This window comes from Novosphingobium sp. (assembly GCF_032093395.1).
In the GTDB taxonomy this organism is placed as follows: Bacteria; Pseudomonadota; Alphaproteobacteria; order Sphingomonadales; family Sphingomonadaceae; genus Novosphingobium.
This window is the reverse complement of record NZ_DAMDBA010000018.1, coordinates 1-24,988: the sequence shown is the minus strand read 5'-3', so window position 1 is coordinate 24,988 and position 24,988 is coordinate 1. Positions and strand designations below refer to the sequence as shown.

The following is a 24,988-nucleotide window of genomic DNA, read 5'->3' as shown; positions in this document are numbered from 1 at the left end:
GGTGTCATGCAGTCATGGAGCAGATGTCTGCGGTATATATTCCGCAACCCGAAGCATCGCCGATCATCGCGACGCTGGCAGCCATCGTCGAGGGCGGCGCGCTTCTCTGCTTCATGAGTCCTCCTGGAACTGCGTTATACAGGTCGATCGTCTGCTTCGACTATATCGCGCTGCACAATGAGGGGCAAACCGGGATGGCGCCATTTCGCCACGACACCTCCCCTCTCGTCGCAGTTTCAAGCCTTTCCACCGCAGTGCGGCAAAACACCCGCAGAGGCCTTCACAGTAAAACCGATTGCATCGACCGGAAGCGATGGCTCGGGACAACGCTAGAAGTGGCCGGATTCGTAATGCCGGTTATCTGCGCCGTTTCAGGGCATTGGCACACAGGACACAAAAAGCCGGGCCAAGCGCATCGCTTGCCCCGGCTTCGCCTAGCTCAAGTATAAGTTCGGATCGACTGCGCCGAGTATAGTCGATCAGTTAATGAAACTATTGACGCACTCGGAATACTGCTGCCGAAACCGCTGCTCGCCGAAGCTGGCGGCATTGGCGATGCAGTCCTCGGCGCGGATGTCGCCTTCGCCTTCCACAAACCTGTCGATCGCGCCGACAAGGCTTTCCACGGTCTGGTCCTCGAACCACACCCCGGTAGCCGCGCTCCCTCCGAGCGGTCGCACGGTTTCCGCCGTGCCGCCCTTGCCCAGGCAGATCACCGGCGTCCCGCATGCCTGTGCTTCGACGGGAACGATGCCGAAGTCTTCAAGGGCGGCGAAGACGAAGGCCCGCGCGGTCTGGAACTCCGCGATCAGCTGCTCGAACGGCACATGGCCCAGGATTTCGACGTTCGGTCCCGCGATCTGCCGCACCTTCTTCATGTCCGGCCCGTCACCGATCACCCGAAGGTGCAGATCGGGGCGGCGGTTGAAGGCTTCCACGATCATTTCCACGCGCTTGTAGGGCACCAGTCGCGACGCGGTGACGAAGTGGTCCCCGCGCTGCGCGGTGCCGGGCACGAAGTTGCCGGTGTTGACCGGCGGATAGATGACCTGCGCCTCGCGCCGGTAGATCTTCCAGATGCGGCGCGCGATGAACTGCGAATTCGCAAGATAGTGATCCACGCTCTGCGCAGTGCGCATGTCCCATAGCCGGAAGCGATGCATCATCTCGCGCGCGACGGCCCGCTTCAATCCGCCCAACGTCCCGCCCACGGTAGCAATATATTCGTGAGTCAGATCCCAGGCATAGCGGGCGGGACTGTGGACATAACTGACATGCAACTGCCCCGGCCCGGTAATCACGCCCTTCGCCAGCGCGGCAGAGGAACTGAGCACCACGTCATGTTCCGACAGGTCGAACCCTTCGATGGCGCGGGTCGATTGCAGGAGAAGGAAGCGGTAATACTGCTCCACCAGCGGAAGGTCGTTCAGTCCCGAGGTATGGATACAGTGATCGTCACCGAAGAACGCATGCGTCGTCTCTTCGGGCAGGAAGTTGAACAAGGTGTAGATGTCACTGCCCGGCGTGCAGTGCGCCATTTGCTGGAGCACCCGCTCTGCTCCGGCGATCACCGGAATCCAGTCATGGACGAGCGCAATGCGCTCGCCATGGATCAGCGCCTCGCTCCCCGTTACGGGTGCCTGGGCGACAGGAACACTATGTTTCATGGCGTAAGTGGTCCTTCGAAGGGGAGCGGGACTTCAGAGTGGAAACCAGCCGCAACTAGTCGGAGCCGAACAAGTCGCGCGAGAACACCTTGTCCCTCACATCGTCCAGTTCCGGCAGAATGCGGTTGGTGACGATTACGTCGGCCCGCCGCTTGAATGTTTCCAGATCCGCCTCGACCGGGGTGTTGAAGAAGGTGTCTTCCGGGTAGCTCGGCTCGTAGAGCACCGTTTCGATGCCCTTGGCCTTGACGCGCTTCATGATGCCCTGGATCGAGCTTTGGCGGAAATTGTCGGATCCGGCCTTCATCACCAGTCGGTAGAAGCCCACGACTTTGGGCCTGCGGGCCAGGATCGTGTCGGAAATGAAGTCCTTGCGCGTGCGGTTCGCCTCGACGATGGCGCCGATGATGGTCTGCGGCACGTCATGGTAATTGGCCAGCAACTGCTTCGTATCCTTCGGCAGGCAGTATCCGCCATAGCCGAACGAAGGGTTGTTGTAGTGCGAACCGATACGCGGATCGAGGCCGATGCCTTCGATGATCTGGCGTGCCTCCAGCCCGCGCGAAAGCGCATAGCTGTCCAGTTCGTTGAAGTAGGCGACGCGCATGGCAAGATAGGTATTCGCGAATAGCTTGATCGCTTCCGCTTCGGAAGGATCGGTGAAGAGAACCTCCACGTCCTTTTTGATCGCACCTTCCAGCAGCAGTTCCGCAAAGACTTTCGCTCGCTCCGACTGCTCGCCCACCACGATACGACTGGGGTGGAGATTGTCGTGCAGCGCCCTGCCCTCGCGCAGGAACTCGGGGCTGAAGATCAGGTTGCGGGTGCCCATGGCCTGCGCGGTCGCGGCGGTGAAGCCGACCGGGATGGTAGACTTGATGACCATGACCGCATCGGGCGCATATTCCATGACTTCGCGGATCACGGCCTCTACCAGCGTGGTGTCGAAGCGATTGGTCACTTCGTCGTAGTTGGTCGGCGCGGCGATGATCACATAGTCCGCGCCGCTGTAAGCCTCGACCGGATCGAGGGTGGCGCGCAGGTTCAGGTCGTCGCGGCGAAGGAAAGCCTCGCATTCGGTATCGACGATCGGGGACCGGCCGGCATTGATCATGTCCACTTTGGAGGGGACGACGTCCTTCGCCACCACTTCATGGTTCTGCGCAAGCAACAGCGCATTCGAAAGACCGACATATCCAACGCCAGCAACCGCGATCTTCATCTCTGCTCCTCTGACCGCCCGGCTGGGCAGGTTCGGCAAGTGCGCGCCGGCAGGGTGATCCGGCGCTTCCGACGCGGGGATATCGGAAAGTTCCGGCCCATGAAACCGCTACCGATGGGCTGTCCATGCTCTGCCGAGGATCGATTGGCGGTTCAAGCGCTTCGGGAAAATATGGGATAATCGGGTGCAGTAACGCGACGGAATTCGTCTCTATCCGCAAATCGCTCCCTTCGGACCTCAATCGCAATGCTGCGGCGCACCCAATTTCCAGCTTAATCGGTCCATTCCGAACATCTCGATTAGAGAGGCCTGTTCACGAAACAGAGGTCCGATTCGCGTCCCGAAACGAATCGATAGATCGCCCTCAGTCATTCATCTTGGATACATCTAGTTGAAAGAAAATAATAGTTTAGAGCCAGTTTACCAAGCGCGCCGCTCATTTGGCCAATTCGCGACATCCTGGAAGGGAAGGATCGTGGAAGCGGCGGGGCCTGTGCCGGGTCATTGTTGCGGTGCAAAAGGGCGGGCGTCGACCGAGTGGTGTCGAAGATTTTCCGCTGCAATCGATTTGTAGGATGGCTGGCGAAAATCATATCCCGGTCTCGACTGCGAACAACCGGAGCGAAACTGTCGGCCACCCGTTCCGCTAGTCGGACACCTGCCCTTTCGGACGACTTGCCAAGTCTGTTTCTACCCTGCAAAAAGTGCGGACATCTCCACAAAATCTGGACTTTAGCATGACTGATGACGTCGTCGGCAAGGCAGCCCCCCGCACGGCTTTGATTACGGGTGCCGCGGGTTTTATTGGGTACTACCTTTGTCGCAGACTGCTGGATGACGGTTTTCGCGTAATCGGTCTGGACAGCCTGAATGATTACTACGAAGTCGCCCTGAAGGAGCGGCGCCTGGCCATGCTCAGCCAGAACGAGCACTTCCGCTTCATCAAGGGCAAGCTGGAGGATCCCGAACGGCTGATGCAGCTTTTCGCGGACGAGCGCCCGGACATCGTGGTCAACCTCGCCGCGCAGGCGGGCGTGCGCTATTCGATCGACAACCCGCGCGCCTATGTCGAGGCGAACCTGATCGGCGTTTTCGAACTGCTGGAAGCGGCGCGGGCCTATCCGCCGCAGCACATGCTGATGGCGTCCACGTCATCGGTCTACGGCGCCAATACCGAGATGCCTTATGCGGAGACCCACAAGGTCGATACGCAGATGTCGTTTTATGCGGCCACGAAAAAGGCCAATGAAGCGATGGCGCATTCCTATGCGCATCTTTACGGTCTGCCGATCACGATGTTCCGCTTCTTCACGGTCTACGGCCCCTGGGGTCGCCCGGACATGGCGCTGTTCAAGTTCACCAAGAACATCCTCGCGGGCAAGCCGATCGACGTCTACAACCACGGCGACATGAAGCGCGACTTCACCTATGTGGAAGATCTCGTGCAGGGCATCCGCCTGCTGATCGACAGCGCCCCGGTCCGTCCCGACAGCGCCGAGGACATCGCCGGGCACGACAGCCTTTCGCCCGTGGCGCCGTGGCGCGCGGTCAATATCGGCAATTCGAACTCGGTGCAGCTGATGGACTTCGTCCGCGCGATCGAAGAGGCGACCGGCGTGAAGGCCGAGATCAACATGATGCCGATGCAACCGGGAGACGTGCCCGCGACCTGGGCGGACGCATCGCTGCTCCAGGAGCTTACCGGCTATCGTCCGACGACTTCGGTGACCGAGGGCGTGGCCAAGTTCGTGGCCTGGTATCGCGACTACTATCAGGTCTGATCGCTCAGGCTCCACCGGGAAAGGGGCTGCGTCGCCGACGCGGCCCCTTTTTTCATGCTCGTACGCCGTGCCCCTCAGACGGTGCAACGGTCTTGTCTGCGCGCCTTCGCAACGGTTCGAAGCCCAATATCCCCGTGAGGCCGAAGCGCCGCGATATCTCGAACAGGATCAGCGGCAGCACCACACCTGCCGCCGTCGAGACCAGAACTACCGTCGCCACGTCCTTCAGGCCGAGCCGCGTCAGCACGACCCGCATTCCGGCGGCGAAGATGATGTGGGTGAGGTAGATCGGCATCGTCCTCTCACCCAGCTTGCGGACGAGAGCCGGTCCGTTCAGGCAGATCCCGAGGAAGCCCACGCAGGCCACGAAGCCGCAGATATAGGCGGGCACGGTCTCGAAAGGCGAGACTGCCAGCGCCCAGGCGACGCCCTCGGCCAGGGCGAAAGCGGCGAGACTGGCGGCCAGCGGCAGCCCCTTCTCCAGCCAGCGGGTGCCCGCCAGCAGACCGACGAAGAAGAACGGCGCGTGCTGGAGGATCTGGCCGGTCAGCCCCTGCGGCTGCGCGATCGCGACAAGGGCCACGCTGCCGGCCGCGATCACGGCGGCCGCACCCCGCCCGCGCAGAACTATCGCCGCCGCCTGGAACAGGAACAGCGCCAGCAGGAACCAGAACACGCTCTTGGGCGGAAACGGGTAGGCCAGCACTTCGAAGGGCGAAATCCGCCCCTTGTTGCCCGCCCCGGTCACGAGATGGACGCAGCCCTCCACCCAGGCCCAGAGGCACATCGGCCAGAGCAGGTTGAGAGCACTGCGCGACAAGCCGCCCAGCAGCTTCTCCGGCGCCTTGAACAGCATGCCGGAGATCAGGAAAAATACCGGCATGTGAAAGAGATAGACCGCGCGGTCGATCGTTTCGAACAGGCGCGGTTCGACAAGCCCCTGCCCGTCCAGCCCGCGCCAGACATGGCCGAACACCACGAACACGATCGCAGCGCCCCGCGCGGCGTCCAGGCCCTTAATTCTCATGGGTTCCTCGAAGAATCATCACAGCGTCCGGGGCTGCCAGGACCCTCGGGGGCCGGGCTTCGGCAGCATGCGGATCGCCTTGCGCCCCGTATTCCTCGCGGTGTTCGCCAGCGCCGGATAGGCGCCAAGCGAGGCAGCAAGGCCGATCAGCACCAGCGGCGCGGCGCCCTGGCAATTGATCGTGGCGGAAAGGATCGCGATCACGAAGCCGATATGGCGGTCCGGCCGGGGCACGCGCACCAGCCTGCGGATCAGTTCCACGCCCATCAGCACGCCGAACAGTCCGAACTGGTAGAGGATGTAGAGGAACAGATTGTCCACCGCGCTGAACGGCGAGACATAGACCCCGGTGTAGAAGGCCGCGGGCCCGACCGAGCCGAAGCCGTGGCCCAGCAGCGCGGTGGCCGGGCCGCCGTCCATGATCATGTCCCAGACGCCCGGCCAGGTGACGTGAAGGCGTACGACCGTGCTGCTCATGCCCACCGATATCTCGCCCACGCCGTCGATCGCCAGCAGCCAAAGCCCGGCCAGCGCGGGCAGGAAGAAACAGATCGAGAGCAGCATGCCCAGCGTCTTGCGACCCGGGCCAAGGTTCTGGAACCAGTGCCAGGGCCAGAAATCCACGATCATGGCCACGGCCAGCGCGATGAGGTTGGTGCGCGAGGTCGTGGTGTTCAGCGCCCAGAGCGTCGCGACGTAGATCAGCAGGCGGACATGCCAGGCACGGGCCTGCCGCAGCACGATCAACGCCAGCAGCAGCAGGACGCTGGCCGAGGCGCTGCTGGCGGCGCCCAGCCCTGCGATACGCTCCTGCCCGTGGATCCACCATTCGCGGCCCGCCTCGCGCTCGACCCCGAACTGCGAGACGGAATAGCCGGTCCAGGGCATCGTCATGCGGGTGTCCGCCGCCACCCCGGCGATGCCGAGCGCCAGCAGCACGAGGCACACCGTGCGCCACCACTTCGCATTGATGTAGCCCGGCGGCAGCATGAGCACGGCGATGATCGGGCAGAGCAGTTTGAAGCCGGAGAACACCGCCACCGGGTTGTGATAGGCGACAATGCCGACCGCCATCTGCACCCCGGTTGCGGCGAAGAGCCAGATCAGCGGCGTCGGCAGGCGCAAGGTCACCGCAGCCAGCAGCAGCCGCATCAGCACAACCGCGATCACCGCCAGATCGGGCACGAACCAGAGCGGGCCCAGCCCGAAGCGGTCGAAATAATAGCGCGCCGCCCCGCCGAAGACTTCGCGCGCCACGATCAGCAGCACGGCGGCTCCGGTCAGCGTCGTCAGCAGCGCCGCGAAGCTGCGCCTTCCTGAACCACTCGGGCCGGGATCGCGCGACATGGGCTGCCGAGGCGGCAGAGGTCTATATCGGGCGTCGGCCTTCATGCCGGGCTCCAGCTCTGGCTGTTGCGCATGATCCACCCGCGTCCCCGCCAGATGACGAGGCAGTAGACCAGCCCCGCCGCCGCCAGCAGGCCAAGGCAGGCGACCGGCTCGCTGAAGCCCCTGAGCGGCACCAGCGCCGCGCCGAGCACCAGCGAGAGCACGACCACGAACAGCGACGAACGCGTCAGCAGCGGCGTGCGGACATGGCGGCTCACCACCAGATAGAACAGCGCGAAGCTGCCGATCTGCGAGATGGCGATGCCGATCGCCATGCCGGTAAGCCCCGCCAGCTTCACGCCCACGATCCCGCTCGGCACCAGCAGCGCCAGATTGACGGCGGGCGAGATGATCAGCAGCTTGGTCTTCTTGACCAGTTGCAGCGCCACCGAGAGGTGGAACGTCGTCAGCGCCTTCAGGATCGCCGCGATCGCTACGTAGGGCAGCAGCATGGCCACGGTGTCGCGGAACGACGGCCCGACGAAGAGCCGCGCCACGCCCGGAGAGAGCGCCGCCAGGATCGCCGCCGCCGGGGCGCCGATCATCAGGTAGACGATGAAGTTCTCGGCCAGGATTTTCTCGCCTGCCTCGCGTCCGTCATTCTCGAAAGCGCGGACGATGGCGGGATAGGCCGAAAGGTTGACCGCCAGCATCAGGAAGATGACGGTCTTCTGCATGAGGTCCACCGAGACCGAATATTGCCCGACCGCCGCCTGGCCGAGGGTGGAGGAGACGATGTAGCGGTCCGCCACGGCGCTGGCATAGCCCAGGCCCGAACTGACGATCAGCGGCGCACCGTAACGCATGATTTCCTTGAGGTCGGCGCGGCGGGCACGGAATGGCCGCAGGCCCCGCCAGGCGGCGTCGGTCAGGTTGCCCAGCACCGCGCAGCCGATCTGCGCGCCGAGGATGCCCAGGGCCACGCCCAGCGCGCCCATGTCGAAGACCCACACGAGCACTGCGCCTGCCGCCAGCGAGAGCGAAGAGCGCAGCGTCATCATCGCGAAGAAGCGCCAGCTCAGCAGACGCAGGCGCGCGGTGACCGTGCTGATCGCGAAGAGCATTTCCGAGAACAGCCAGAGCCACATGGCCGGCCACCAGTCCGGCGCCACGCCCAGGAAGTGGATCTGGAACGCGCGCAGCGACAGGGCCACTGGCAGCAGCAGCAGGATCAGCCCGAGGCAGACCGTGGAAAGCGCATTGGCGATGTCCGGGTTGAGCTGGTGCTCGGCGGCGGGATCGTAAAGCAAGCGCGAGGCGGTAAGACGCAGCCACTCGAAGACTGCGGCATTCAGGAACAGCACCGTTGCCGAGACGAGCGCGTAAGTTCCGAACTCGGCCGGGCTGAGCAGGTGCGTCCAGACGATCAGCGAGAGGAAGTTGAGCCCGCTGGAAATGCCGAGCGCCGCCGTGGTGATCGCGCCTTTGGAAAGTTTCATGCGCCCCAGTTTCATGCAGCCGAGAGGTCCTTGCGCTTCGGCGTCACGATCCGCGCGGGGGCGCCTACCGAAGTGGCGCCTTCCGGCACATCGCTCAAGACCACGGAATTGGCCCCGATCCGGCTGGCCCGGCCGATGCGCAGCGGCCCGACGACCACGGCCCCGGCATAGATCACGGCATCGGCGCCGATCACCGGATAGCCTTCCTCGCGCCCGGACTGGCCCAGCGTGACGTTCTGGTAGATCGTGGCGTTCTCGCCGATCTCGACATTGTGGCCGATCACGATGCCCACCGGATGGGGCAGATTGATCCAGCCCGCCGGGCGCGACAGCGGAGAGATGTGGCAGGCGTAGCGCCAGTGGATGTAGCGCCGGATCACGTTCGCCAGTGCCCGGCTTGCGCCGCCGCGGCGGTGCAGGCGGCACATGCGCTGCCACAGCGAGACGAGGCCCGCACCTTCCATGGCCCGAGCGCCGCTCATGGCGCGGCCCTCCGCGAGGGCGGCAGGATGCGCGCGGGAACGCCCACGGCGATATGCCCGGCCGGAACCGAACACTTCACAACTGCATTGGCGCCGATCACCGCGCCCGCGCCGATATCGATATCGCCGATCACCATGGCGCCCGCGAAGATCGTCGCCCCGGCGCCGATGCGCGGGCAGCGTCCGGCTGCGCCGTCCTGGCCGATGGTGACGTTCTGGTAGATCGTCACGCCGTCCGCGATCACGGCATTGTCGCCGATCACCACGCCCACGGGGTGCGGCAGGTAGACCGCCTCGCCCACTTTCGTCGTCGGCGCGATGTAGCAGCCGTAGGCGCGGCGGATATGCCCCCGAATCGCCCGCGCGAGCAGACGCCCCGCCGGTCCCGAGGCCCAGAGGCCGCTCATGCGCTGCCAGGCGCGCAGCACGCCGCTGCTGGGGCTGAAACGCCCCACCGGCAGGCGTGTATGAACCGGATGTGGCACCGCGACCGGCGCGAAAGTCCCGTCCGTCACGGCCATCTCACGCTCAGGCCGCATCGAACAGCTTCTCCAGATGGCTCTCGTAGCGGTCGATTACCGCGCCCGAAGTGAACACCGCGCCCATGTCCAGCGCGCCCGCGCTGTAATGCGCGTAAGTCTCGGCCGGGAGGGTGCGGAAGTGCTGGATCTTCTCGGCCAGTTCGGCAGCATCCTCGCCCTCGTAAAGCTCGCCGGTCTCGCCGGGAGTCACGACTTCCGGGTTGCCACCGACGCGCGAGGCGACGACCGGCAATGCGAAGCCATAGGCCTCGTAGATCACGCGGGGCAGCGGCTCGTTGTAGACCGAGGGGCAGATCACCACGTCGACCGCGCCATAGAAGTCTTCCGCCGCCTGCCAGCCAAGGAACTTCACGCGCGGATCGCCCGCCGCCTGCGCCTTCAGCCCATCCACATAGCCGGGCTCGCCGTCGCCCGCGATCACCAGCGTCCAGGGGCGGCCGCCCTGCGGCAACTGACGGACCGCCTCGATCAGCTTCTCCACGCCCTTGGTGGGGGCAAGGCGGCCGATATAGCCGAAGACCATCGGCGCGCCGTCGGCCAGTGCTCTCGGCTCGGGCACCAGCGGCCGGTCGTTGACGTTCCACTGCACCGCGCAGGGCTTGTCGTCTCCGAAGGCGCCGTGGCGGCGATGGGTCTCGGCCACGAAGGCGCTGTTGGACAGGAACATGTCGACGTTGCGCGTCTGGCGGCGGTTGACGCCGGCCACCACCTTGCAGCCCGAACAGAGCGAGGTGCAGTTCTCGCCCGCGCGGTACATGCCCGAGCGGCTGCAGATCAGGTAGTAATCGCGCATGGTGTGGATCAGCCGCGCGCCGCTGCGCTTGGCCTCGCGCAGGATCGCGGTGGAGAAGCCGTCGATGATGCTGGTGTTGACCACGTCGGGCCGGATGATGTCCAGCATCTGCCGCACGTCGCGCGCGGCGCGGAAGTTCCAGAGGTCCAGCGTGTGCCACACCGCCTTCATCGCGGGCGAACGGCGGCGCTTGTCGTAGGGCCAGTAGATGTTGCGGATCGGCAGGACGTGCAGCGTCGGCTTGCCCGGTCCGGTCACCCCGGCCTCCATGCCTGCGCGCAAGGTCGCGGCTTCCTCTCCGCGCGGGGCGAGGCGCAGGATATGGACGTCATGCCCGCGCTCGACCAGGCCCTCGGCCAAGGTCTGCACGGACTTGGCGCCGCCACCCACCTGGTCGGGCCGGTAGGAGCGGATGATGAAGAGAATTCGTCGGGACGTCATGGACGTGCTGTCTCCGTTGCGAGGTGCAGTGCTCATATCGCTCATGGGTTCTGCGGGCAGGTCAGCGCCGGGCGCGCGCCACTGGAGGCGGGGCGCAGGCGCATGTAGACGGGGGCGTTGCTCAGCCGCTGCTCGCCATCGGGAAGAGGCTTGCCGGTCATGTCCACAAGCCCTGCAAGCTTCCAGCCGGACGGTACCAGCTTCGCCGGTTCCAGCAGGGCTGCGCCGGTCCTGGCCCAGACCAGTGCCTCCGCGCGGCTGCCTTCCGAGAAGATCGCGCCTTCCACCCCCGCCCGCTGGACCGGGCAAGCATAGCGCATCGCGCCGAGTTCTTTCAGCATGGTCCGCAAGGCATGGTAGGCAGGCTTGGGCGTGCCATCGGGCAGCAGCAGGCCGAAATGGTGCTGGTCGTAGTCGGGATCCCTGCCCGCGTCCTTCCATGAATACCAGACGTTCGGCGCCACGTCGGCCGCCAGCGCGGAGACCAGCGTGCGCACCAGATAACGCGCCTGCGCCTCGCCATCGACCCGGCCGACGACCGGGCGGCCCCATTCGGAATTGGCGATCTTCGGCGCCGAGACGTGCCCGCCCGCCGCGATCCGGCGCGACAGTCCCTGCCAGAGCGCCGCATCGCGGGTGGCGTCGCCGGTCATCTGATAGGGGTGAACGCTGATCCGGCTGAAACAGGTCACCGCCTTCGAGCCTGCCAAGGCCGAAAGGAATGCGCCGTCCACCCATTTCGAGGCGGCAGGACCGTAGACCTCGGCGCCGCTGTCGGCACTGCGAATGGCCTGGCAGGCGGAAAACGCCATGCGGCCATAAGCGGCGGCATCCGGCTTCGGTGGCCAGAAACGGGGGTGATCCGGCTCGTTCCAGACCTCCCAGATCGGATCGTAGGCCGCGAAGGCCTTGGCGGCAGCGGCGGCCCAGTCGCTATAGGCCTTGATCTGCTCCGGGGAGACAGGCGGAGAAGTGCGCCGCTCGTCACGCCCGCGCCACTGGATTTTGGTGAAAGGCGTGTGGACCGGGTTGCCGTAGTCGAGAATGAACAGCGGCCGCATCCCGCGCGCATGAACTTCCCGCGCGAACTCCAGATACGTTCCGAAGTCATATGTGCCGGGCTTGCGCTCGGTCCCGGCCCAGCTGAAATCGCTGCGCACATAGCGCAGGCCCAGCGCGGCGATGCGGTCGAGATCGGCGGACTTGAGGTTGTTTCCGGCAATGCCCACCACTTCGCCCACCGGCGCGGTAACGTGGCGATCCGAACGGACGGCGGCAGGCTGGAGCAGCAGGGCAGCGGCCAGTAAAGCGCCGGGGGTGAGCAGCAGTGCGCCCGCCAGCACGGCATTGCGCAGACGCGCCCGCCGCGCCCGGCGGCGCGCCGTGCCCAGGACAGTCCCGCCCTGCCCGCTTCCAGTCTGCCGCCAGTCGATCACCTGCCGAGCACCGCCGAATAGACGTCATTCACCTGCCGGTGCATGCGCTCCATGCCGAAGCGCTCTGCCACGGTGCGCGCGGCGCTCTTCTGGAGTTCCACCAGCATCGGGCCAAGGCTGGAGATTTCCTCCATGGCCGTGCAGAAGGCCTGGGCATCGCCGGCCAGCCAGCCGTTTTCGCGATGGTCGATCATCTCCACGATGCCTCCCGCCGGATAGCCGACCACCGGCAGACCCATCGACATCGCCTCCATCACCGAGCGCGGCAGCGGGTCGGGCGTCTCGGACGGCACAAGCACCGCGTCGAGCCCGTTGTAGATCGCTGCCAGCCCTTCGAAACGGCCTTCGAAGTGCACGAAGTCCCTGAGGCCCAGCGCCTCGGCCTGGCGCTTCAGACTTTCGAGGTAGGGACGATCCTCTTCCTCGGCCTCGCCGCGCACCAGCAGCGTGATGCGAAGCCCCCGGCGATGCGCGGCACCAAGCCAGTCGAGCGCGACATGGTGGCCCTTGAAGGGATGGATGCGTCCGCAGATGCCGACGACCAGCGATCCGCCCGTGCGGCGGGACTGGATCGCCGTATCGAGCGATACGGGCATGTTGTCCGGCTTGACGCCGTTGAACACCACGGAAACGTTGCCCGGCAGCATCTCGCCCGGCCAGCAGGCGCGGCTGACCAGAACGGTGTGATCGGACGTGCGGGCAAGGCTCTTCCAAATCAGCCGTTCGGAGCCCCGCACGGCGATATCGCGTACGTGGAAGACGCAGGCCTCGCCGCCCAGCTTGCGGGCGAGCCCGGCAATACAGTGCGCCTTCAAGCCGTTGCTGTGCACGATCTGCGCGCCGTGACGCCGGGTCACGGCCTTGAGCTTGCGCGCGGCGCCGAACCAGTCGCTCATTGCCGCGCCGACGCTCGACGGCCGCACCGGCCGCCGGATCGCGGCCACTTGCCCGAAGTCCACGACTTCCACCGGGATCCCCCGGCTGGCCGCCTGCTCCGACACGGGGCCTTGCTCGGGCACGACCAGCAAGGGATCGATATGCGGGTTCGCCATCAGATCGAACAGCGATCGCTCCGCCCCTCCTTTAAAAAAGGGCACAGGAGACAAAAAGGCGATTCTATATTTCATAGGATCAGTTCCGCCACTTGCCGGATTCAACATCGCTTATCCTTTCAAAGGACAGTATATCGGCACACTGGGACCGGGCGACTTTCGCGCTTCCATGCCGATCGACCGCCCGCCGGAGCACTCCGTCAGCGCGCGAAGACAGCGAAGGCATTGAAGATCGGGGCCGTCCTCAGGAAATCCTGCCAAAGCCCCTTGATCTGCGAAAATCCGACCACGACGACATCGCCATCCATGACGATGGGATCGGGACTGACGCCGCCGCGAATGTCCTTCAGATCGAACCGCGCGGCCATGCGCTGGCCGTTGATGGTCCTGAAGATCACCACTTGGTCCAGCTTGGCGGTGACGAGCGGGCTCTGCGCCCGTGCCAGCGCGCCCAGCAGAGTGGTGTTGCTGGTCATCTCGTAGACGCCCGGCACCTTCACTTCGCCTTCGACCGAGACGAAGCGCGGCGCCGCCTCGTCCACCGAGATGCTGACCTGTGGGTTTTTCAGATACTTGCGGCCCAGGACGGTCGCGACCTCGCTCGTCACTTCGGGCGCGCTGCGGCCCGCCGCCTTGACCTGGCCCGCAAGGGGAAGCTGTATGAAGCCGGCCTCGTCCACGCGCGCCTTCTCCACCGAAAGGTCGGGTTCGCCCAGCACGCGGACTTGCAGAACGTCCTTGGGAGAGATGGCGTAGACGGTGGGTGCCGGAACGGTGGCGGGAATCGTTTGATAGGCGGCTTGGCCCACGGGAACATCCGGATTGGACGTCATGGTGGAGGTACAGCCGTTCAGGATCGTGCCGTAAAGGAGAACAGCGAACCCGGGAAATTTCTTTGTGCAGTGCACTTACGGTCGTCTCCATAAGGCCATTGTCAATCGCCTATTCGGGTAATCAGGTGCGCATGAGGGTGCAAGTGGCTGGGCGGGGCACGAAAACGGTGAAACCCAATCCTAAAACGGCACGTCGCAAATCTCTTCCGCAAGTGCGAAGTCGAGCTGCCCGCAACCGGAATGAACCGGTCAAAATGGCTGCGAATCCGATCGGACGATGCAATGGTTAGCATTCCGCTTTAAGGTCGTTCATGTGGCGTTCAACTGAGCTGCCGAGCGATATTTCAGTTAAAAGGCAGTAATTCTTAGCTTAACGCCTCTCGAATTGGTTAGCGCCCTCGAAAGGATGGCGCAGCTATGGAGCGAGTTGGATTTGACGCAGCGCAGCGCGCCGCCTATCCCTTTGATCGGCCCGTCAAAGGGTAGGAATAAGCGTAACGTTCGGCCGCCCGGCGGATCGATCGTCCAGCAGGGCAGGAACATGACAGACAAGATTCCCGTGCTCGTCACCGGCGGGGCCGGTTATATCGGCAGCCATGCCGTTCTTGCCTTGAAGGATGCCGGCTGGCCGGTCGCCGTGATCGACAACCTGACCACGGGCTTCGGCTTTGCCATTCCCGAAGGCGTGCCGCTTTACGAAGGCGATATAGAGGACGCGGCACTGCTCGCGCGAATCTTCCGCGAACAGGGCATCAAGGCAGTGATGCACTTCGCCGGCTCGATCATCGTGCCGGAATCGGTCGAGAACCCGCTGAAGTACTACCACAACAACACCGCGAAGAGCCGCGCCCTGATCGACGCGGCGGTTCAGGCGGGCGTGCAGCACTTCATCTTCAGTTCCACCGCCGCCACATATGGCATTCCGGAAGTCTCGCCGGTTACAGAGGACAGCCCCAAGCAGCCGATCAATCCCTATGGCATGTCCAAGCTGATGACCGAGATCATGCTGGGCGACGTATCCCGCGCGCATCCTTTCAATTACTGCGCGCTACGCTACTTCAATGTCGCCGGGGCCGACCCCCAGGCCCGCACCGGGCAGTCTACGGCGGGCGCCACGCATCTCATCAAGGTGGCGGTGGAAGCGGCGCTGGGCAAGCGCGAGCATGTCGGCGTGTTCGGCACCGATTTCGACACGCCGGACGGCACCGGCGTGCGCGACTATATCCACGTCTCCGATCTTGCCGATGCCCACGTCCTGGCACTTGAACAACTGATCGCCGCCCCATCGGAATCGCTGACGATGAACTGCGGCTACGGCCAGGGCTTCTCGGTGCTGGAAGTGCTGGACGCCGTGGACCGGGTCACCAATCGCACGATCGACCGCCGCCTGCAGGGCCGGCGTGCCGGCGATCCCGACGCGCTGATCTCGGACAACCGCCGGATCAAGGCCACCCTGCCCTGGCAGCCGAAGTACGCCGATCTCGGCAAGATCGTCGAGCATGCCCTCGCCTGGGAGCGCCGGTTGACCGAACTGCGCGGGGTTTAGGAACGCGGCAGGTTTGCGTCGGGAAATGCGTCGTCCCGGATCAGGTCCGGGACGACGTGGGGATCACCTGCTTGTCAGAACGCCACGCTCAGCGAGGCGCGGGCTGACATGTCGGTGGCATCCTGCGTCCGTTCGGCGCGGGCGGAAAGCTTCCAGGTGAAATCGTAGCCGCCCGCCAGCATCGAGACTTCGCTGACCCAGGCCCCCTTCAGGCTCTCGGGCGTAATGGTGAAGGCGCTTCCGGCGTCGTAGGTGTCGCCGCCGTTGAACCAGGCCGTGGTGCTGCCGAGCTTGCCGGACAGCACCTCGCGGCGGCCGGCTTCGAGCTGGAAGGTCAGCGGCCGCCAGTCGGGCGAGATCGTGCCCAGCGAATAGGAAGCCGTCAGGGTCGGCGTCACCGTGGTCATCTTGCTGGTGCGGTCGGCCACCGTCAGCGCCATGGCATCGCTGTCTGCGGTTTCGCTGTAGCCGTTCTCCTTCAGCCAGAACTGTTCGAGTTCCACCTTGGGCTTGAGGTTGAAACGGCGCGACATCTGGAAGCGGTACGAGGCACCCGCCAGGCCCGAGATCAGCCATCCGTTCCACTTGCCGTCGGCCGAATAGGTGAAATCGGTATCGTCGATGGTGCCGGTGAACGTGCGGGTGGAATCGACCGATATCTTCGAGGCGCCGATGCGCGCCCAGGCCATGAACGGCCCCTTGCCGGTGCGCCAGAACAGGCCGAAGTCGTGCTGGCCCACGCCGAGATCGCCCGCGCCTCCATTATCCTTCACGGTGCCATGGAGCCAAGCGTAGGAGACGCCGAAGTAACCCAGGTTCGTCCGGCGCTCGACACCGGCGGAAAGGCCCCAGCCGCTCGCCTTGTAGCCTGCCGTCGAACCCGCATCCTTGGCCGTGCGCCAGTAGACGGGCTCGAACCAGCCGCCGATGTCGGAGATCGTGAAGAGCGAGGTCTCGTCCGAAAGGTGGCGGGAGGCCATGCGGTCGCCGTGCGTCACGGCATCGAAGACGCCGCCCGAATGGTCAGGCAGCAACCCCGCCACCTGGCTCTGGAGCGTCGCCGAATCCTCGACCTGAAGCAGGCTGGAGGTCAGGCTGTCGTCGTTTTGGGCCGTGGCATAGATCGCATCCCAGGCCGAAGCCTCGCTGCGGGTGAGGCCCAGCTCATCGGTCGTCTTGCGCGCGATGGTGAGGTAGATGCTGTTCGCGCCGGTGGTGACATCGCCGTTGTAGATGAAGGGCAGGTCGGTGTCCGTCCCGTCCAGCGTACCCTGCACGTCCAGGCTGCTGGCGGTGAGCACCGTGTAAGTGCCTTCCGCGTCCCCCAGATCGGTGACGGTGGCCGTAACCTTGGCGCCGTCCTCAAGCGTGGCATTGGCTACGGTGTAGAGCGAACTCGTCCCTTCCGCCGTATCGACATAAACCCCCAGCGAGCCCCCCGATTTCACGATCAGGCTGCCGAAGGCGATAGTGTCCGAATCGCTGGCGGTCAGCTTGGCGCCGCTGCCTACCGTCAGGGTCAGGTTGTCGGCATTGTCGAAATCGCCTGAGTAGACGGCACTGTCCGCCAGGGTCAGCGTTCCGGCGTTGCCATCGAAATCCATGGTGCCGACGAAGCTGGAGGTTCCCGCCAGCGTAGCGGTTCCCGTTCCGGCGCCGAAGTAGACATCGCCCGTGTAGACCGCGTTGCCGGACAGGCTCAGCCTGTCGTCGCCATCGCCGAACGTGGTGTTCCCGGTGATCGTGCCCGATGAGGCAGCGATGGTGTCGTCGCCCGATCCCAGCAGGATATTGCCGGTGATCGCGGTGTAGATGGTGGGATCGGTGTCCGTATCGTTGTCGTCCAGATAGTCGGCGCTGGTCTCGATATCGGCGGCGTTGAGGTACTGGTTGATGGTGACGCCGGAGGGGTTGGCGGACAGGTCGATCGCGGTGCGGGTGTCGGTGCTCGATCCGCTCGCCGCGATGTAGCCGGTGTTCTCGATCGTGGTCAGCGTGCCGGAAAGGTCGCGGATCGCCGTGGAGGAGCCTTCGCCCTGCGAAGTGATCGACGCGGTGATCGAGCCGCTGTTGTAAAGGCTGGTCACCGTGCTGCCCGCATTGATCAGCAACGCGGTCGCGGCCGAATCGTAGGTCGTGGCGTTCAGCGTGCCGGTCACCCCGATACCGTCGGTCAGGGTTACGTTGCCCCCTTGCCCGCCGATCACCAGACCATAGGCATCGGTGTTGCTGTAATAGGCGTTGGCGCTGACCGAGCCGTCGATGGCAATGGAATAAGTGCCCGAATTGCTGGACACGCCGCCCACGGTGATGTCGCCGGTGCCGCCGACCTGGATCGCCGGGCCATTGCCATAGGCGATGACGGCGCCCGTGCCTTCCTCGTCATCATCGACACCGTCGCCGTCCTCGTCGTCGTTGGAACTGTCGTTGTCGACCGGGGCCGCCGCCACATAGATGCCGCCCGCCACGTTGCCGGTGATCTCCACCGCCGCCGCGCCCGAACGCAGGGCCGCGCGTGAAAGCACGGTCGTGGTGCTGTCGTCGTTCGTATAGGAGGCGCGCTGCGAGACGGTGCCCTGGATCGTCACGGTGCCGCTGACCTCGCCGTCCACCACCAGTGCCTGGGCCCCCGCGCCGGTGGCGTAGACGGTGCCTTCCACCGTCACATCGCCGTCCACGCTCCTGGTGGAAATGCCGACCGCGTTGTCGCCGATCACGTTGATCGTGCCGGTGTTGGTCACGCTGCCGACATAGTCCGAATCGACGACGATGCCGCCGGAATTCAGGCCTTCCACCTTGATCGTGCCTTCGTTGAGGATCGATCCGCTGGTGGTGGCGCCCGACAGGACGTGGATGCCGTAGCGATTGCTGGCCGAGGCTATCGCACCGTCGGCGATGCCGTTCGAATCGGTGTCCGCCGGCACGAAGTCCTCGGTGACGGTAAGCGTGGCATCCTCGCCCACGGTAATGGTCGCGGTGGTACCGGCATCGACGGTGATGCCGCTGGCGCCGTCGGCATCGTCGAGGACGATCGCGCCTTCGAGGTCGACTGCATTATTGCCGTCCACCGTGATCGCGCTGCCGCTGGGCAGGGTGATCGTGCCGTCCTCTGTCACGGTGACATCACCCGCGCTCGACGTGACGAGGGCTTTGGTGGTGGACGTCGAAACGGTGGTGGCCGCAAGCGAAGGCGCGGTGGAAAGCGCGAGAACGAGCGCGCCGATGCTGGAAGAGGTGTGCAGCGAGGTCATGTCTTTGGTCTCGTCATGAGCGAAGGGCGTGGAGATGGCGCGGGGAGACGGCGCGGAGAGGGATCGCCGCCGCGCCACGCCCAAGAGTCAGGAGGTCAGACGGCGATGCCGATCAGCGCGGTGCCGGTGTATCCGGCGGTCAGGCTGCCGCTCAGCGTGGGGGTCATCTGTGCGACCTGCGCCGAAGTGTTGTCGCCGAAGACATTGTCCGACGAGAGCGAGATCGCGTTGTAGTTGGCGATGCTGGCGGTGTAGCGGGTATCGCCGGTGAAGACGGCGGCATTGGTCGCCGCGGGCAACGCCAGTTGCGAGATCAGGCTGGCCGAGCGGCCGGTGCTCGCGGAAGTCAGGCCGCCTGTGAAAATCTCGAAGTGGATATGCGGCCAACGTCCGGAATAGCAGGCGGGGTAGATCGTCGTGAACGTCACCTTGCCCTCGGCGTCGGTCACCTGCACGCCGCGCAGATAGCTTTCGGTGGTGACGCCGCTGGAATAGAGCGAGTAGCGGCCCGCCGCATCACATTGCCAGATGTAGATCGCGGCACCTTCGATCGCGGCGCAGCCCTTGTTCACGTCCACCAGCTGCAATGTGAGTTCCAGCAGCACGCCGTCCGCCGTGGTCGTCGAATTGATGAAGCTGGAGCGGATGTCCGAACGGACCACGCCGCTGACGGTCAGCACGTTGGAGGTCGCACCGCTGGCGCTGTTGGTGCCGTCGGCCGGATAGGGGCCGTTGGTCTCGGTCGGATCGGCGATGCAGGTGCTGCTGGACGTCCCGCCCGAGGTCGTGGACGTGCTCGTGGAGGACGTGCCGGTAGAGCTGGAACTGCCCGAAGTCGTGCTCGACGTGCTGGTAGAGCCGCCGGACGAAGATCCGTCATCGCCTCCGCAGGCCGCGACGGCGGTGAAGCCTCCCGCACTCGCCAGGATGGCAAGCGCCCGGCGGCGGCCGATCAGGTTTTCGCTCAAGGTCTTCAGATCGTGGTCCAGGCCGCGATCGTGGTCATGGTCTTCCATTGCAGTCTCCCCGCTTGTCGCGTTTCGCGCGACGGGTCGGGAGACCTTCGTCGCGGATCAGTTCACGACGACGAGTGGAGCGTGGCGTTTGCGTTGGAATTTCGGGCGGATTTCAGGCGCATTTCATCCCTTTGACGGAACGCTTGCGTCGCCCGTCCGGCAGGGGAGCGCCTTGTCATCCAGGCGAAATATCTCCCGATACCGAGGGGACGAAAAGATATCCCTCATTGCGCACGGTGCGGATGATGTCACCGCCACCCTGGCCTTCCGAAAGCTTGCGGCGCAGGCGGGAAAGCTGGACATCGATGGCGCGATCGTAGTGATCGCTGTCCTCTCCGCGCGACCAGTCGAGCAGCTGATCGCGGGTAAGCACGCGGCGCGGATGCTCGGCGAAGGCCCTGAGCAGGCGGAATTCGCCATCCGAAAGCGAGATCAGGCGATTGGCCGGATCGAACAGCAGGCGCAGGCCCACGTCCATGCGCCAACCCGCGAAATGAAGGCACTCGCCGGAATGGATGTCGTTCACCGGGCGCGGCTCGGGCAAGCCTTGCGAAACGACGCGTTCGACCGGCCCGCTACCGCCGGTGGCGGCGCGGCGGCGCAGCACGGTGCGGATGCGGGCAAGCAGTTCGCGGGGGTTGCAGGGCTTGGCCAGATAGTCGTCCGCGCCCATTTCGAGGCCGACGATCCGGTCGACGTCGCTGCCCACTGCCGAAAGCATGATGACCGGCGGCGCATCGGGGCCCAGCGCCCGCAAGGCGGTAAGGCCATCCTCGCGCGGCATCATCACGTCCAATACGATCAAGTCGAAATGCCCCCGCGCGAGATGCTCGCGCATGGCGGCGGGATCGGCCGCCGTCTCGGTGGCATAGCCGTGCTTGCCCAGGAACTCGCTGATCAGCGAGCGGATGCCTTCATCGTCATCGACGATGAGGATGCGGGTTTCGAGGTCCATCGGTGCGCGTTCTAGGATCATTGTGCACCGATAGAAACCCCGTGTGCCTTCCAGATTTCACCCGCGATACAGCTTGCGACAAGATCGCTGCCCTATTGCAACCTGCGTGAAATCCGCAGGCAAACTCGCTGCCCAAAATCCAGCGACATGAACATTCCAGTTCGTCAGGTTCCGTCCTGGAGGGACCGCAGCGCAGATCGAGCGACATCCCCCGTTGCCCCCGAATCTCCGCTGCATCCTTTCGGAACGGCCGGAACCGCCGTCCGGTTAGCCACCGCCAAGGCGCCGGACGGTGCCGGGATCGTCGCAGCGGCAGGTCACGTAGTCGCACCCGCCCTGTCCTGCGACGGTCCCGGACTTATATCAGCAGGCGATCGAAGGCCGGAACGCCTTCCCGATAGTGACACAAACCGGTGCTACCCGGCACATCGCCGCCCCGGCCGCGCTCGACAGGATGCGCAGGCTGGCGCGCACGGAATTCTCTTTCCGGCAAGGCCAGGAAGGCCCGCCCCGGAAAGGTACCTGGGTGACCGCCCTCGTCGCACAGTCGCGGACTGTTCGGCCGGGGCGTGGAGCGGGTTCGGAAGAGTTGTGTCCCTCTCTTCCGAACCTGCTTCGCAAAATCGCCGATTTGCTGGAACCCGCCGATTCGCTCGAATCCCCCGATTTGCTCGAACCCTGCGCCGATTCGTGGCATTGGCGCGATCATGAGCCCACCCCTCCGGATTCTGGCCCGCCCGATCCTTCCCCGTTTCGCCAACCGTCTCGGACTGCCGTTGGCGATGCAGATGATCGTCATCCTCGTCTGCGCGCTGATCGGTGCGCAGCTGGTGACGCTGGCGCTTACCGTGATCCTGCCTCCCAGCCCCGCCGCGCGCTGGAATATCGACGAGGTGGCCAGCGCCCTGACCTCCAGCGAAGTCCCGGACCGGCTGGAACGCAAGCCGATGCTGGGCCCGCCGGACGTCAGCGGGCAAGGCTGGCTCGTGTCCGAATCCTCTCGCGACGCCCTGGCGCAACGCCTCGGCCGCGCGCGCAAGGACGTGATCCTGGCGTTCTACACCCAATTGCCGGTGGGCGGCGTGGCCGTGCCGAGCAATGGGCGCTCTCCCTTGGCGAGGGTCGAGGGTGTGGCGAAAGGGCGTTCCGGCACGGCCTCGCTGCTGATCGGTTCGGCGGATGCGCAGTCGATTCCGGGTGGACCGCCTCCGGGCGGCGCGGCCGGTCCCGGCGGCATGCCGGGGGGGCACTTTCCGGGCGGCCAAATGCCCGGAGGACAAATGCCGGGCGGCTCGATGCCGCGTGTGCCGTCGATGCCCGGCGGCGCCTCGGGCATGCGCGCTCCCCCCGTTCGCGCGCCGGGTGGCCAAGCGGCGGGAGGCCAAATGCCGGGCGGAAAGGTGCCCGGTGCGCCGAACACGGGCCAAACGCCAGCGTCTGCTCCCCCCTCATCCGGCCCGCGCCCCGGCGGACCGAGCGGCGGCACTCCGGGAGGCGGTCAGATCGGCGCCCAGAATCCCTCGACCGGCCCCGCCTCGGGAATCGCCAATCCGGAGGGCCGCCCAGGACAGGCGCCCGGTCTGGGCTTCCGCCCCGGCGGGATCACCGGGCCGGTCGGCAACGGTGCCATGGGCTCGGGCATGGTCGGCCCGGTCATGCCCCGCATGAACGACATACCCCGCACGACCCTTCCGATCGCCACGCCCGATCCGGTCGCCAGCGCTGCCGCGCCCAGCCGACCCCAGCCGCTCACCGTCGCGGCGCCGCCCGCGATGCTGACCCCACCCGCAGCGTCACCCTCCAACACCGCGGAAGCTCCGGCGAACCCTGCCGTGGAGGCGCGCCCAGCTACGCTATCGACACCCCGGCCCGCGATCCCGGGGACGCCGCAGCCGATACCCTTCCGCCATTCGGGCGGCAGCTTCTTCGCGCTGACTTCGCCCCCCTTCATCGAGGGCGATTTCGTCGCCGCCACCCGCCAGCCGGACGGGCAATGGCTGGCGGTCGCGCCCCGTGCCGAGCCTTTCCCCAATGCATGGCAGAAGCGCGTCATGCTGTGGTTCGCGCTCTCGCTAGCGATCATCAGCCCGCTCGCCTGGCTATTCGCGCGCCGCATCGTCGTGCCGCTCAAGGACTTCGCGCAAGCCGCCGAACAGCTTGGCCGCGACCCCTCGGCGACGATCCTGCCGCTCTCCGGTCCTGCCGAGATCGGCCGTGCCGCCAACGCCTTCAACCAGATGCGCCACCGGCTGCGCGCTTTCGTGGACGATCGCACGGCCATGGTCGGCGCGATCAGCCACGACTTACGCACACCGCTCACCCGCCTGCGCTTCCGCATCGAGGACGTGCCGGACGACCAGCGCGACGGCCTGCTGAAGGAAGTGACCGAGATGGAAGCGATGATCAGCCAGGTCATCGCCTTCATCCGCGACGCCTCCACGCCCGGCCCGCGCGAGCGCGTGGACTTCGCCGATCTTATTGCCGGCAGCGTCGCCGATGCGCAGTTCGTAGGCGGCCGGGTGACGATCGAACACAACCTCCACATCCCGGTCGAAGTGGACCCGGTGGGCATTCGCCGCCTGCTGGGCAACCTGCTGGAAAACGCCATCAAATACGGCGAAAGCGCCAAGGTCCGCGTCAGCCTGCAGGACGGCGAGGCCGTGGCCGAGATCGTCGATGCCGGCCCCGGCATTCCCGAGGCGGAGTTCGATCGGGCCTTCGAACCGTTCTACCGATCCGACAACGCCCGCCGCTCCGGCCAGAAAGGCACCGGGCTGGGCCTGGCGGTCTGCCGCTCGATTGCGCGCGCGCATGGCGGCGATGTCAGCTTCGCGCACGGTGGAGACGGGTTCGCAGCCCGCGTGACGGTTCCCGCCGCCTTCGATACGCCCCTTCGTAAGGTCGCCTGATGCCCGTCCCGTTTCAGGCGCGCCTGCTCACGGCGGGAATTGCTGCCCTGTTCCTTTCTGCCGCCGCGCAGGCGCAGGACGTCTCGGCAGAGAGCACAGGCGATGCCGCTACCCAGGATGCCCCCGAACCACCGGAGCCCGCGCCGTGGACGGTCACCGCATCCGCCGGGGTGAGCAATCGCGACGACGGCCCCGACGGCTCGTGGCAATCGCTGTCGCTCACTCGGCAGCTGGGCAAAGGCTATGTGCGCGGCGGGCTGATGCGCTATCACGGCACGCTGATCCAGGCCTATACCGCCCTGCCCTCGGACTATTATGTCGGCACCCTTGGCGCGGGCGGGAATTTCGACAACTGGGTGGTGGATGGCTGGGCCAGCTACGGCCGGCAGGATTATGGCCGTATCACCACCGGCCGTGGCAGCCGCGAGAGCACCGGCGCCAAGAGCAGCCGCTATTTCGCATTAGGGGGCGACTTCGGCCGAATTCTGCCGCTATCGCCGCGCTGGTTCGTGACGCCTACCGTCGTCGGCTCCTATGCCGAAGGGCGGCTGCTGCGCCCGGCGCCCGAATTCACCGGCCTGATCGACCTGGAAACCCGCGAGCCTACGTGGACGCTCGGCAGCACCCTGCGCATCGACCATGCCTTCGGCAGGAACGCCGATAATTACGCGGGGCTCTCGGTCTCCCGGAACTGGACGAGCAATGCGGTCTCGCAAGTCACGGGCGGTCAGTTCGAGGATTTGAGCGACGTCCCTCGCTCCGGCCTGCTCCCCTCGCAGCACTATTCGGATGCCTGGTGGGAAGTCGGCGTCAGCACCAACATGAAGCTGACGGACCGGCTCCATCTCGACCTCTATGCCTCGCGCAGCTTCGATGCACTGGCGGGCAACACGACTTCCGCAGGGGTTTCGCTGCGGCGGTCGTTCTGACGTCGATCACCCCGAAACCCTGGGGCCTACGCCGCCCGGACAATCTCCACCGGTATCGACTTGTAGGCCGGAGTCCCGCTCACCGGATCGAATTCCTCCAGCGGCACCAGGCAATTCGCCTCGGGATAATAGGCCGCCAGCGAGCCGCGCGCGATGGCGTGCTTGACGACCGTGTAGCCCTTGAGCGCGCGCCCGGCCCTAGTGGTCACATCGACGATATCGCCATGCGCCAGACCCAGCATGTCGAGATCGACCTCATTCGCGAAGATCACGTCGCG

General features: G+C 65.4%; 20 protein-coding genes. 5 read left to right on the top strand and 15 right to left on the bottom strand.

The window, feature by feature from the left end:
- Positions 1 to 14: 14 nt before the first annotated feature.
- On the top strand, positions 15 to 449 hold the full coding sequence (locus RT424_RS08895; protein WP_313436534.1) for a hypothetical protein: 435 nt from the start codon (positions 15 to 17) through the stop codon (positions 447 to 449).
- Between the two features lie 30 nt (positions 450 to 479).
- On the opposite strand, the gene RT424_RS08890 is transcribed toward RT424_RS08895, so the two are convergent.
- Positions 480 to 1,667, bottom strand: a complete 1,188-nt coding sequence (locus RT424_RS08890) for a glycosyltransferase (RefSeq protein ID WP_313436531.1) — start codon at positions 1,665 to 1,667, stop codon at positions 480 to 482.
- Between the two features lie 55 nt (positions 1,668 to 1,722).
- Complete coding sequence (locus RT424_RS08885; protein ID WP_313436528.1) at positions 1,723 to 2,889, bottom strand: nucleotide sugar dehydrogenase; 1,167 nt, start codon at positions 2,887 to 2,889, stop codon at positions 1,723 to 1,725.
- A gap of 737 nt (positions 2,890 to 3,626) precedes the next feature.
- Here RT424_RS08885 and RT424_RS08880 point away from each other — a divergent pair.
- A complete protein-coding gene (locus RT424_RS08880) occupies positions 3,627 to 4,670 on the top strand; it encodes an NAD-dependent epimerase (protein WP_313436525.1) in 1,044 nt (347 codons plus the stop codon).
- A 52-nt stretch (positions 4,671 to 4,722) separates the two neighbouring features.
- Here the strand turns inward: RT424_RS08880 and RT424_RS08875 are convergent, their stop codons facing one another.
- From RT424_RS08875 to RT424_RS08835, 9 genes are all read right to left on the bottom strand, one after another.
- Positions 4,723 to 5,697, bottom strand: coding sequence for an acyltransferase family protein (locus tag RT424_RS08875; protein WP_313436522.1), 975 nt, complete (start codon positions 5,695 to 5,697; stop codon positions 4,723 to 4,725).
- Between the two features lie 18 nt (positions 5,698 to 5,715).
- Positions 5,716 to 7,089, bottom strand: a complete 1,374-nt coding sequence (locus tag RT424_RS08870) for a hypothetical protein (protein WP_313436519.1) — start codon at positions 7,087 to 7,089, stop codon at positions 5,716 to 5,718.
- Positions 7,086 to 8,525, bottom strand: coding sequence for a lipopolysaccharide biosynthesis protein (locus RT424_RS08865; protein WP_313436516.1), 1,440 nt, complete (start codon positions 8,523 to 8,525; stop codon positions 7,086 to 7,088). Before RT424_RS08865 ends, RT424_RS08870 begins: the two co-directional genes overlap by 4 nt.
- A gap of 11 nt (positions 8,526 to 8,536) precedes the next feature.
- Positions 8,537 to 9,007, bottom strand: coding sequence for a hypothetical protein (locus RT424_RS08860; protein WP_313436513.1), 471 nt, complete (start codon positions 9,005 to 9,007; stop codon positions 8,537 to 8,539).
- Complete coding sequence (locus tag RT424_RS08855; RefSeq protein ID WP_313436510.1) at positions 9,004 to 9,546, bottom strand: hypothetical protein; 543 nt, start codon at positions 9,544 to 9,546, stop codon at positions 9,004 to 9,006. Before RT424_RS08855 ends, RT424_RS08860 begins: the two co-directional genes overlap by 4 nt.
- A complete protein-coding gene (locus tag RT424_RS08850) occupies positions 9,536 to 10,783 on the bottom strand; it encodes a glycosyltransferase family 4 protein (RefSeq protein ID WP_313436507.1) in 1,248 nt (415 codons plus the stop codon). The genes RT424_RS08855 and RT424_RS08850 overlap by 11 nt, the downstream gene beginning before the upstream one ends.
- Before the next feature lie 41 nt (positions 10,784 to 10,824).
- On the bottom strand, positions 10,825 to 12,219 hold the full coding sequence (locus tag RT424_RS08845; protein WP_313436504.1) for a hypothetical protein: 1,395 nt from the start codon (positions 12,217 to 12,219) through the stop codon (positions 10,825 to 10,827).
- On the bottom strand, positions 12,216 to 13,271 hold the full coding sequence (locus RT424_RS08840) for a glycosyltransferase family 4 protein (RefSeq protein WP_313436501.1): 1,056 nt from the start codon (positions 13,269 to 13,271) through the stop codon (positions 12,216 to 12,218). The genes RT424_RS08845 and RT424_RS08840 overlap by 4 nt, the downstream gene beginning before the upstream one ends.
- Positions 13,272 to 13,471: 200 nt before the next feature.
- Positions 13,472 to 14,104, bottom strand: a complete 633-nt coding sequence (locus RT424_RS08835) for a polysaccharide biosynthesis/export family protein (RefSeq protein ID WP_313436498.1) — start codon at positions 14,102 to 14,104, stop codon at positions 13,472 to 13,474.
- A gap of 541 nt (positions 14,105 to 14,645) precedes the next feature.
- Between RT424_RS08835 and galE the strand changes: the two genes are divergently transcribed.
- Positions 14,646 to 15,650: a UDP-glucose 4-epimerase GalE gene (gene galE / locus RT424_RS08830; RefSeq protein ID WP_313436495.1), complete on the top strand. Its 1,005-nt coding sequence runs from the start codon at positions 14,646 to 14,648 to the stop codon at positions 15,648 to 15,650.
- 74 nt (positions 15,651 to 15,724) lie between these two features.
- Here the strand turns inward: galE and RT424_RS08825 are convergent, their stop codons facing one another.
- The 3 genes from RT424_RS08825 to RT424_RS08815 all read right to left on the bottom strand — a co-directional run bounded on the left by RT424_RS08825 (position 15,725) and on the right by RT424_RS08815 (position 20,893).
- Entirely contained in the window at positions 15,725 to 18,901 is a 3,177-nt protein-coding gene (locus RT424_RS08825) for an autotransporter domain-containing protein (protein WP_313436493.1), read from the bottom strand.
- Positions 18,902 to 18,996: 95 nt separating this feature from the next.
- Complete coding sequence (locus RT424_RS08820) at positions 18,997 to 19,917, bottom strand: intradiol ring-cleavage dioxygenase (RefSeq protein WP_313436490.1); 921 nt, start codon at positions 19,915 to 19,917, stop codon at positions 18,997 to 18,999.
- 175 nt (positions 19,918 to 20,092) lie between these two features.
- Positions 20,093 to 20,893 (bottom strand): response regulator, encoded by an 801-nt coding sequence (locus RT424_RS08815; RefSeq protein ID WP_313436488.1) that lies wholly within the window; start codon positions 20,891 to 20,893, stop codon positions 20,093 to 20,095.
- 686 nt (positions 20,894 to 21,579) lie between these two features.
- Between RT424_RS08815 and RT424_RS08810 the strand changes: the two genes are divergently transcribed.
- Together RT424_RS08810 and RT424_RS08805 are read left to right on the top strand one after the other, a co-directional pair.
- Entirely contained in the window at positions 21,580 to 23,781 is a 2,202-nt protein-coding gene (locus RT424_RS08810) for an ATP-binding protein (RefSeq protein WP_313436485.1), read from the top strand.
- A complete protein-coding gene (locus tag RT424_RS08805) occupies positions 23,781 to 24,710 on the top strand; it encodes an autotransporter domain-containing protein (RefSeq protein ID WP_313436482.1) in 930 nt (309 codons plus the stop codon). Before RT424_RS08810 ends, RT424_RS08805 begins: the two co-directional genes overlap by 1 nt.
- Positions 24,711 to 24,736: 26 nt before the next feature.
- On the opposite strand, the gene RT424_RS08800 is transcribed toward RT424_RS08805, so the two are convergent.
- Positions 24,737 to 24,988 (bottom strand): molybdopterin dinucleotide binding domain-containing protein (locus tag RT424_RS08800; RefSeq protein WP_313436479.1); only part of this gene is annotated, 252 nt, incomplete at its 5' end.

What these genes read in the sequence shown, in the direction of transcription:
- RT424_RS08895 (WP_313436534.1), top strand. Translation starts at nt 15, where the DNA reads ATGGAGCAGATGTCTGCGGTATATATTCCGCAACCCGAAGCATCGCCG.
- RT424_RS08890 (WP_313436531.1), bottom strand. Translation starts at nt 1,667, where the DNA reads ATGAAACATAGTGTTCCTGTCGCCCAGGCACCCGTAACGGGGAGCGAG.
- RT424_RS08885 (WP_313436528.1), bottom strand. Translation starts at nt 2,889, where the DNA reads ATGAAGATCGCGGTTGCTGGCGTTGGATATGTCGGTCTTTCGAATGCG.
- RT424_RS08880 (WP_313436525.1), top strand. Translation starts at nt 3,627, where the DNA reads ATGACTGATGACGTCGTCGGCAAGGCAGCCCCCCGCACGGCTTTGATT.
- RT424_RS08875 (WP_313436522.1), bottom strand. Translation starts at nt 5,697, where the DNA reads ATGAGAATTAAGGGCCTGGACGCCGCGCGGGGCGCTGCGATCGTGTTC.
- RT424_RS08870 (WP_313436519.1), bottom strand. Translation starts at nt 7,089, where the DNA reads ATGAAGGCCGACGCCCGATATAGACCTCTGCCGCCTCGGCAGCCCATG.
- RT424_RS08865 (WP_313436516.1), bottom strand. Translation starts at nt 8,525, where the DNA reads ATGAAACTTTCCAAAGGCGCGATCACCACGGCGGCGCTCGGCATTTCC.
- RT424_RS08860 (WP_313436513.1), bottom strand. Translation starts at nt 9,007, where the DNA reads ATGAGCGGCGCTCGGGCCATGGAAGGTGCGGGCCTCGTCTCGCTGTGG.
- RT424_RS08855 (WP_313436510.1), bottom strand. Translation starts at nt 9,546, where the DNA reads ATGCGGCCTGAGCGTGAGATGGCCGTGACGGACGGGACTTTCGCGCCG.
- RT424_RS08850 (WP_313436507.1), bottom strand. Translation starts at nt 10,783, where the DNA reads ATGACGTCCCGACGAATTCTCTTCATCATCCGCTCCTACCGGCCCGAC.
- RT424_RS08840 (WP_313436501.1), bottom strand. Translation starts at nt 13,271, where the DNA reads ATGGCGAACCCGCATATCGATCCCTTGCTGGTCGTGCCCGAGCAAGGC.
- RT424_RS08835 (WP_313436498.1), bottom strand. Translation starts at nt 14,104, where the DNA reads ATGACGTCCAATCCGGATGTTCCCGTGGGCCAAGCCGCCTATCAAACG.
- galE (WP_313436495.1), top strand. Translation starts at nt 14,646, where the DNA reads ATGACAGACAAGATTCCCGTGCTCGTCACCGGCGGGGCCGGTTATATC.
- RT424_RS08825 (WP_313436493.1), bottom strand. Translation starts at nt 18,901, where the DNA reads ATGACCTCGCTGCACACCTCTTCCAGCATCGGCGCGCTCGTTCTCGCG.
- RT424_RS08820 (WP_313436490.1), bottom strand. Translation starts at nt 19,917, where the DNA reads ATGGAAGACCATGACCACGATCGCGGCCTGGACCACGATCTGAAGACC.
- RT424_RS08815 (WP_313436488.1), bottom strand. Translation starts at nt 20,893, where the DNA reads ATGATCCTAGAACGCGCACCGATGGACCTCGAAACCCGCATCCTCATC.
- RT424_RS08810 (WP_313436485.1), top strand. Translation starts at nt 21,580, where the DNA reads ATGAGCCCACCCCTCCGGATTCTGGCCCGCCCGATCCTTCCCCGTTTC.
- RT424_RS08805 (WP_313436482.1), top strand. Translation starts at nt 23,781, where the DNA reads ATGCCCGTCCCGTTTCAGGCGCGCCTGCTCACGGCGGGAATTGCTGCC.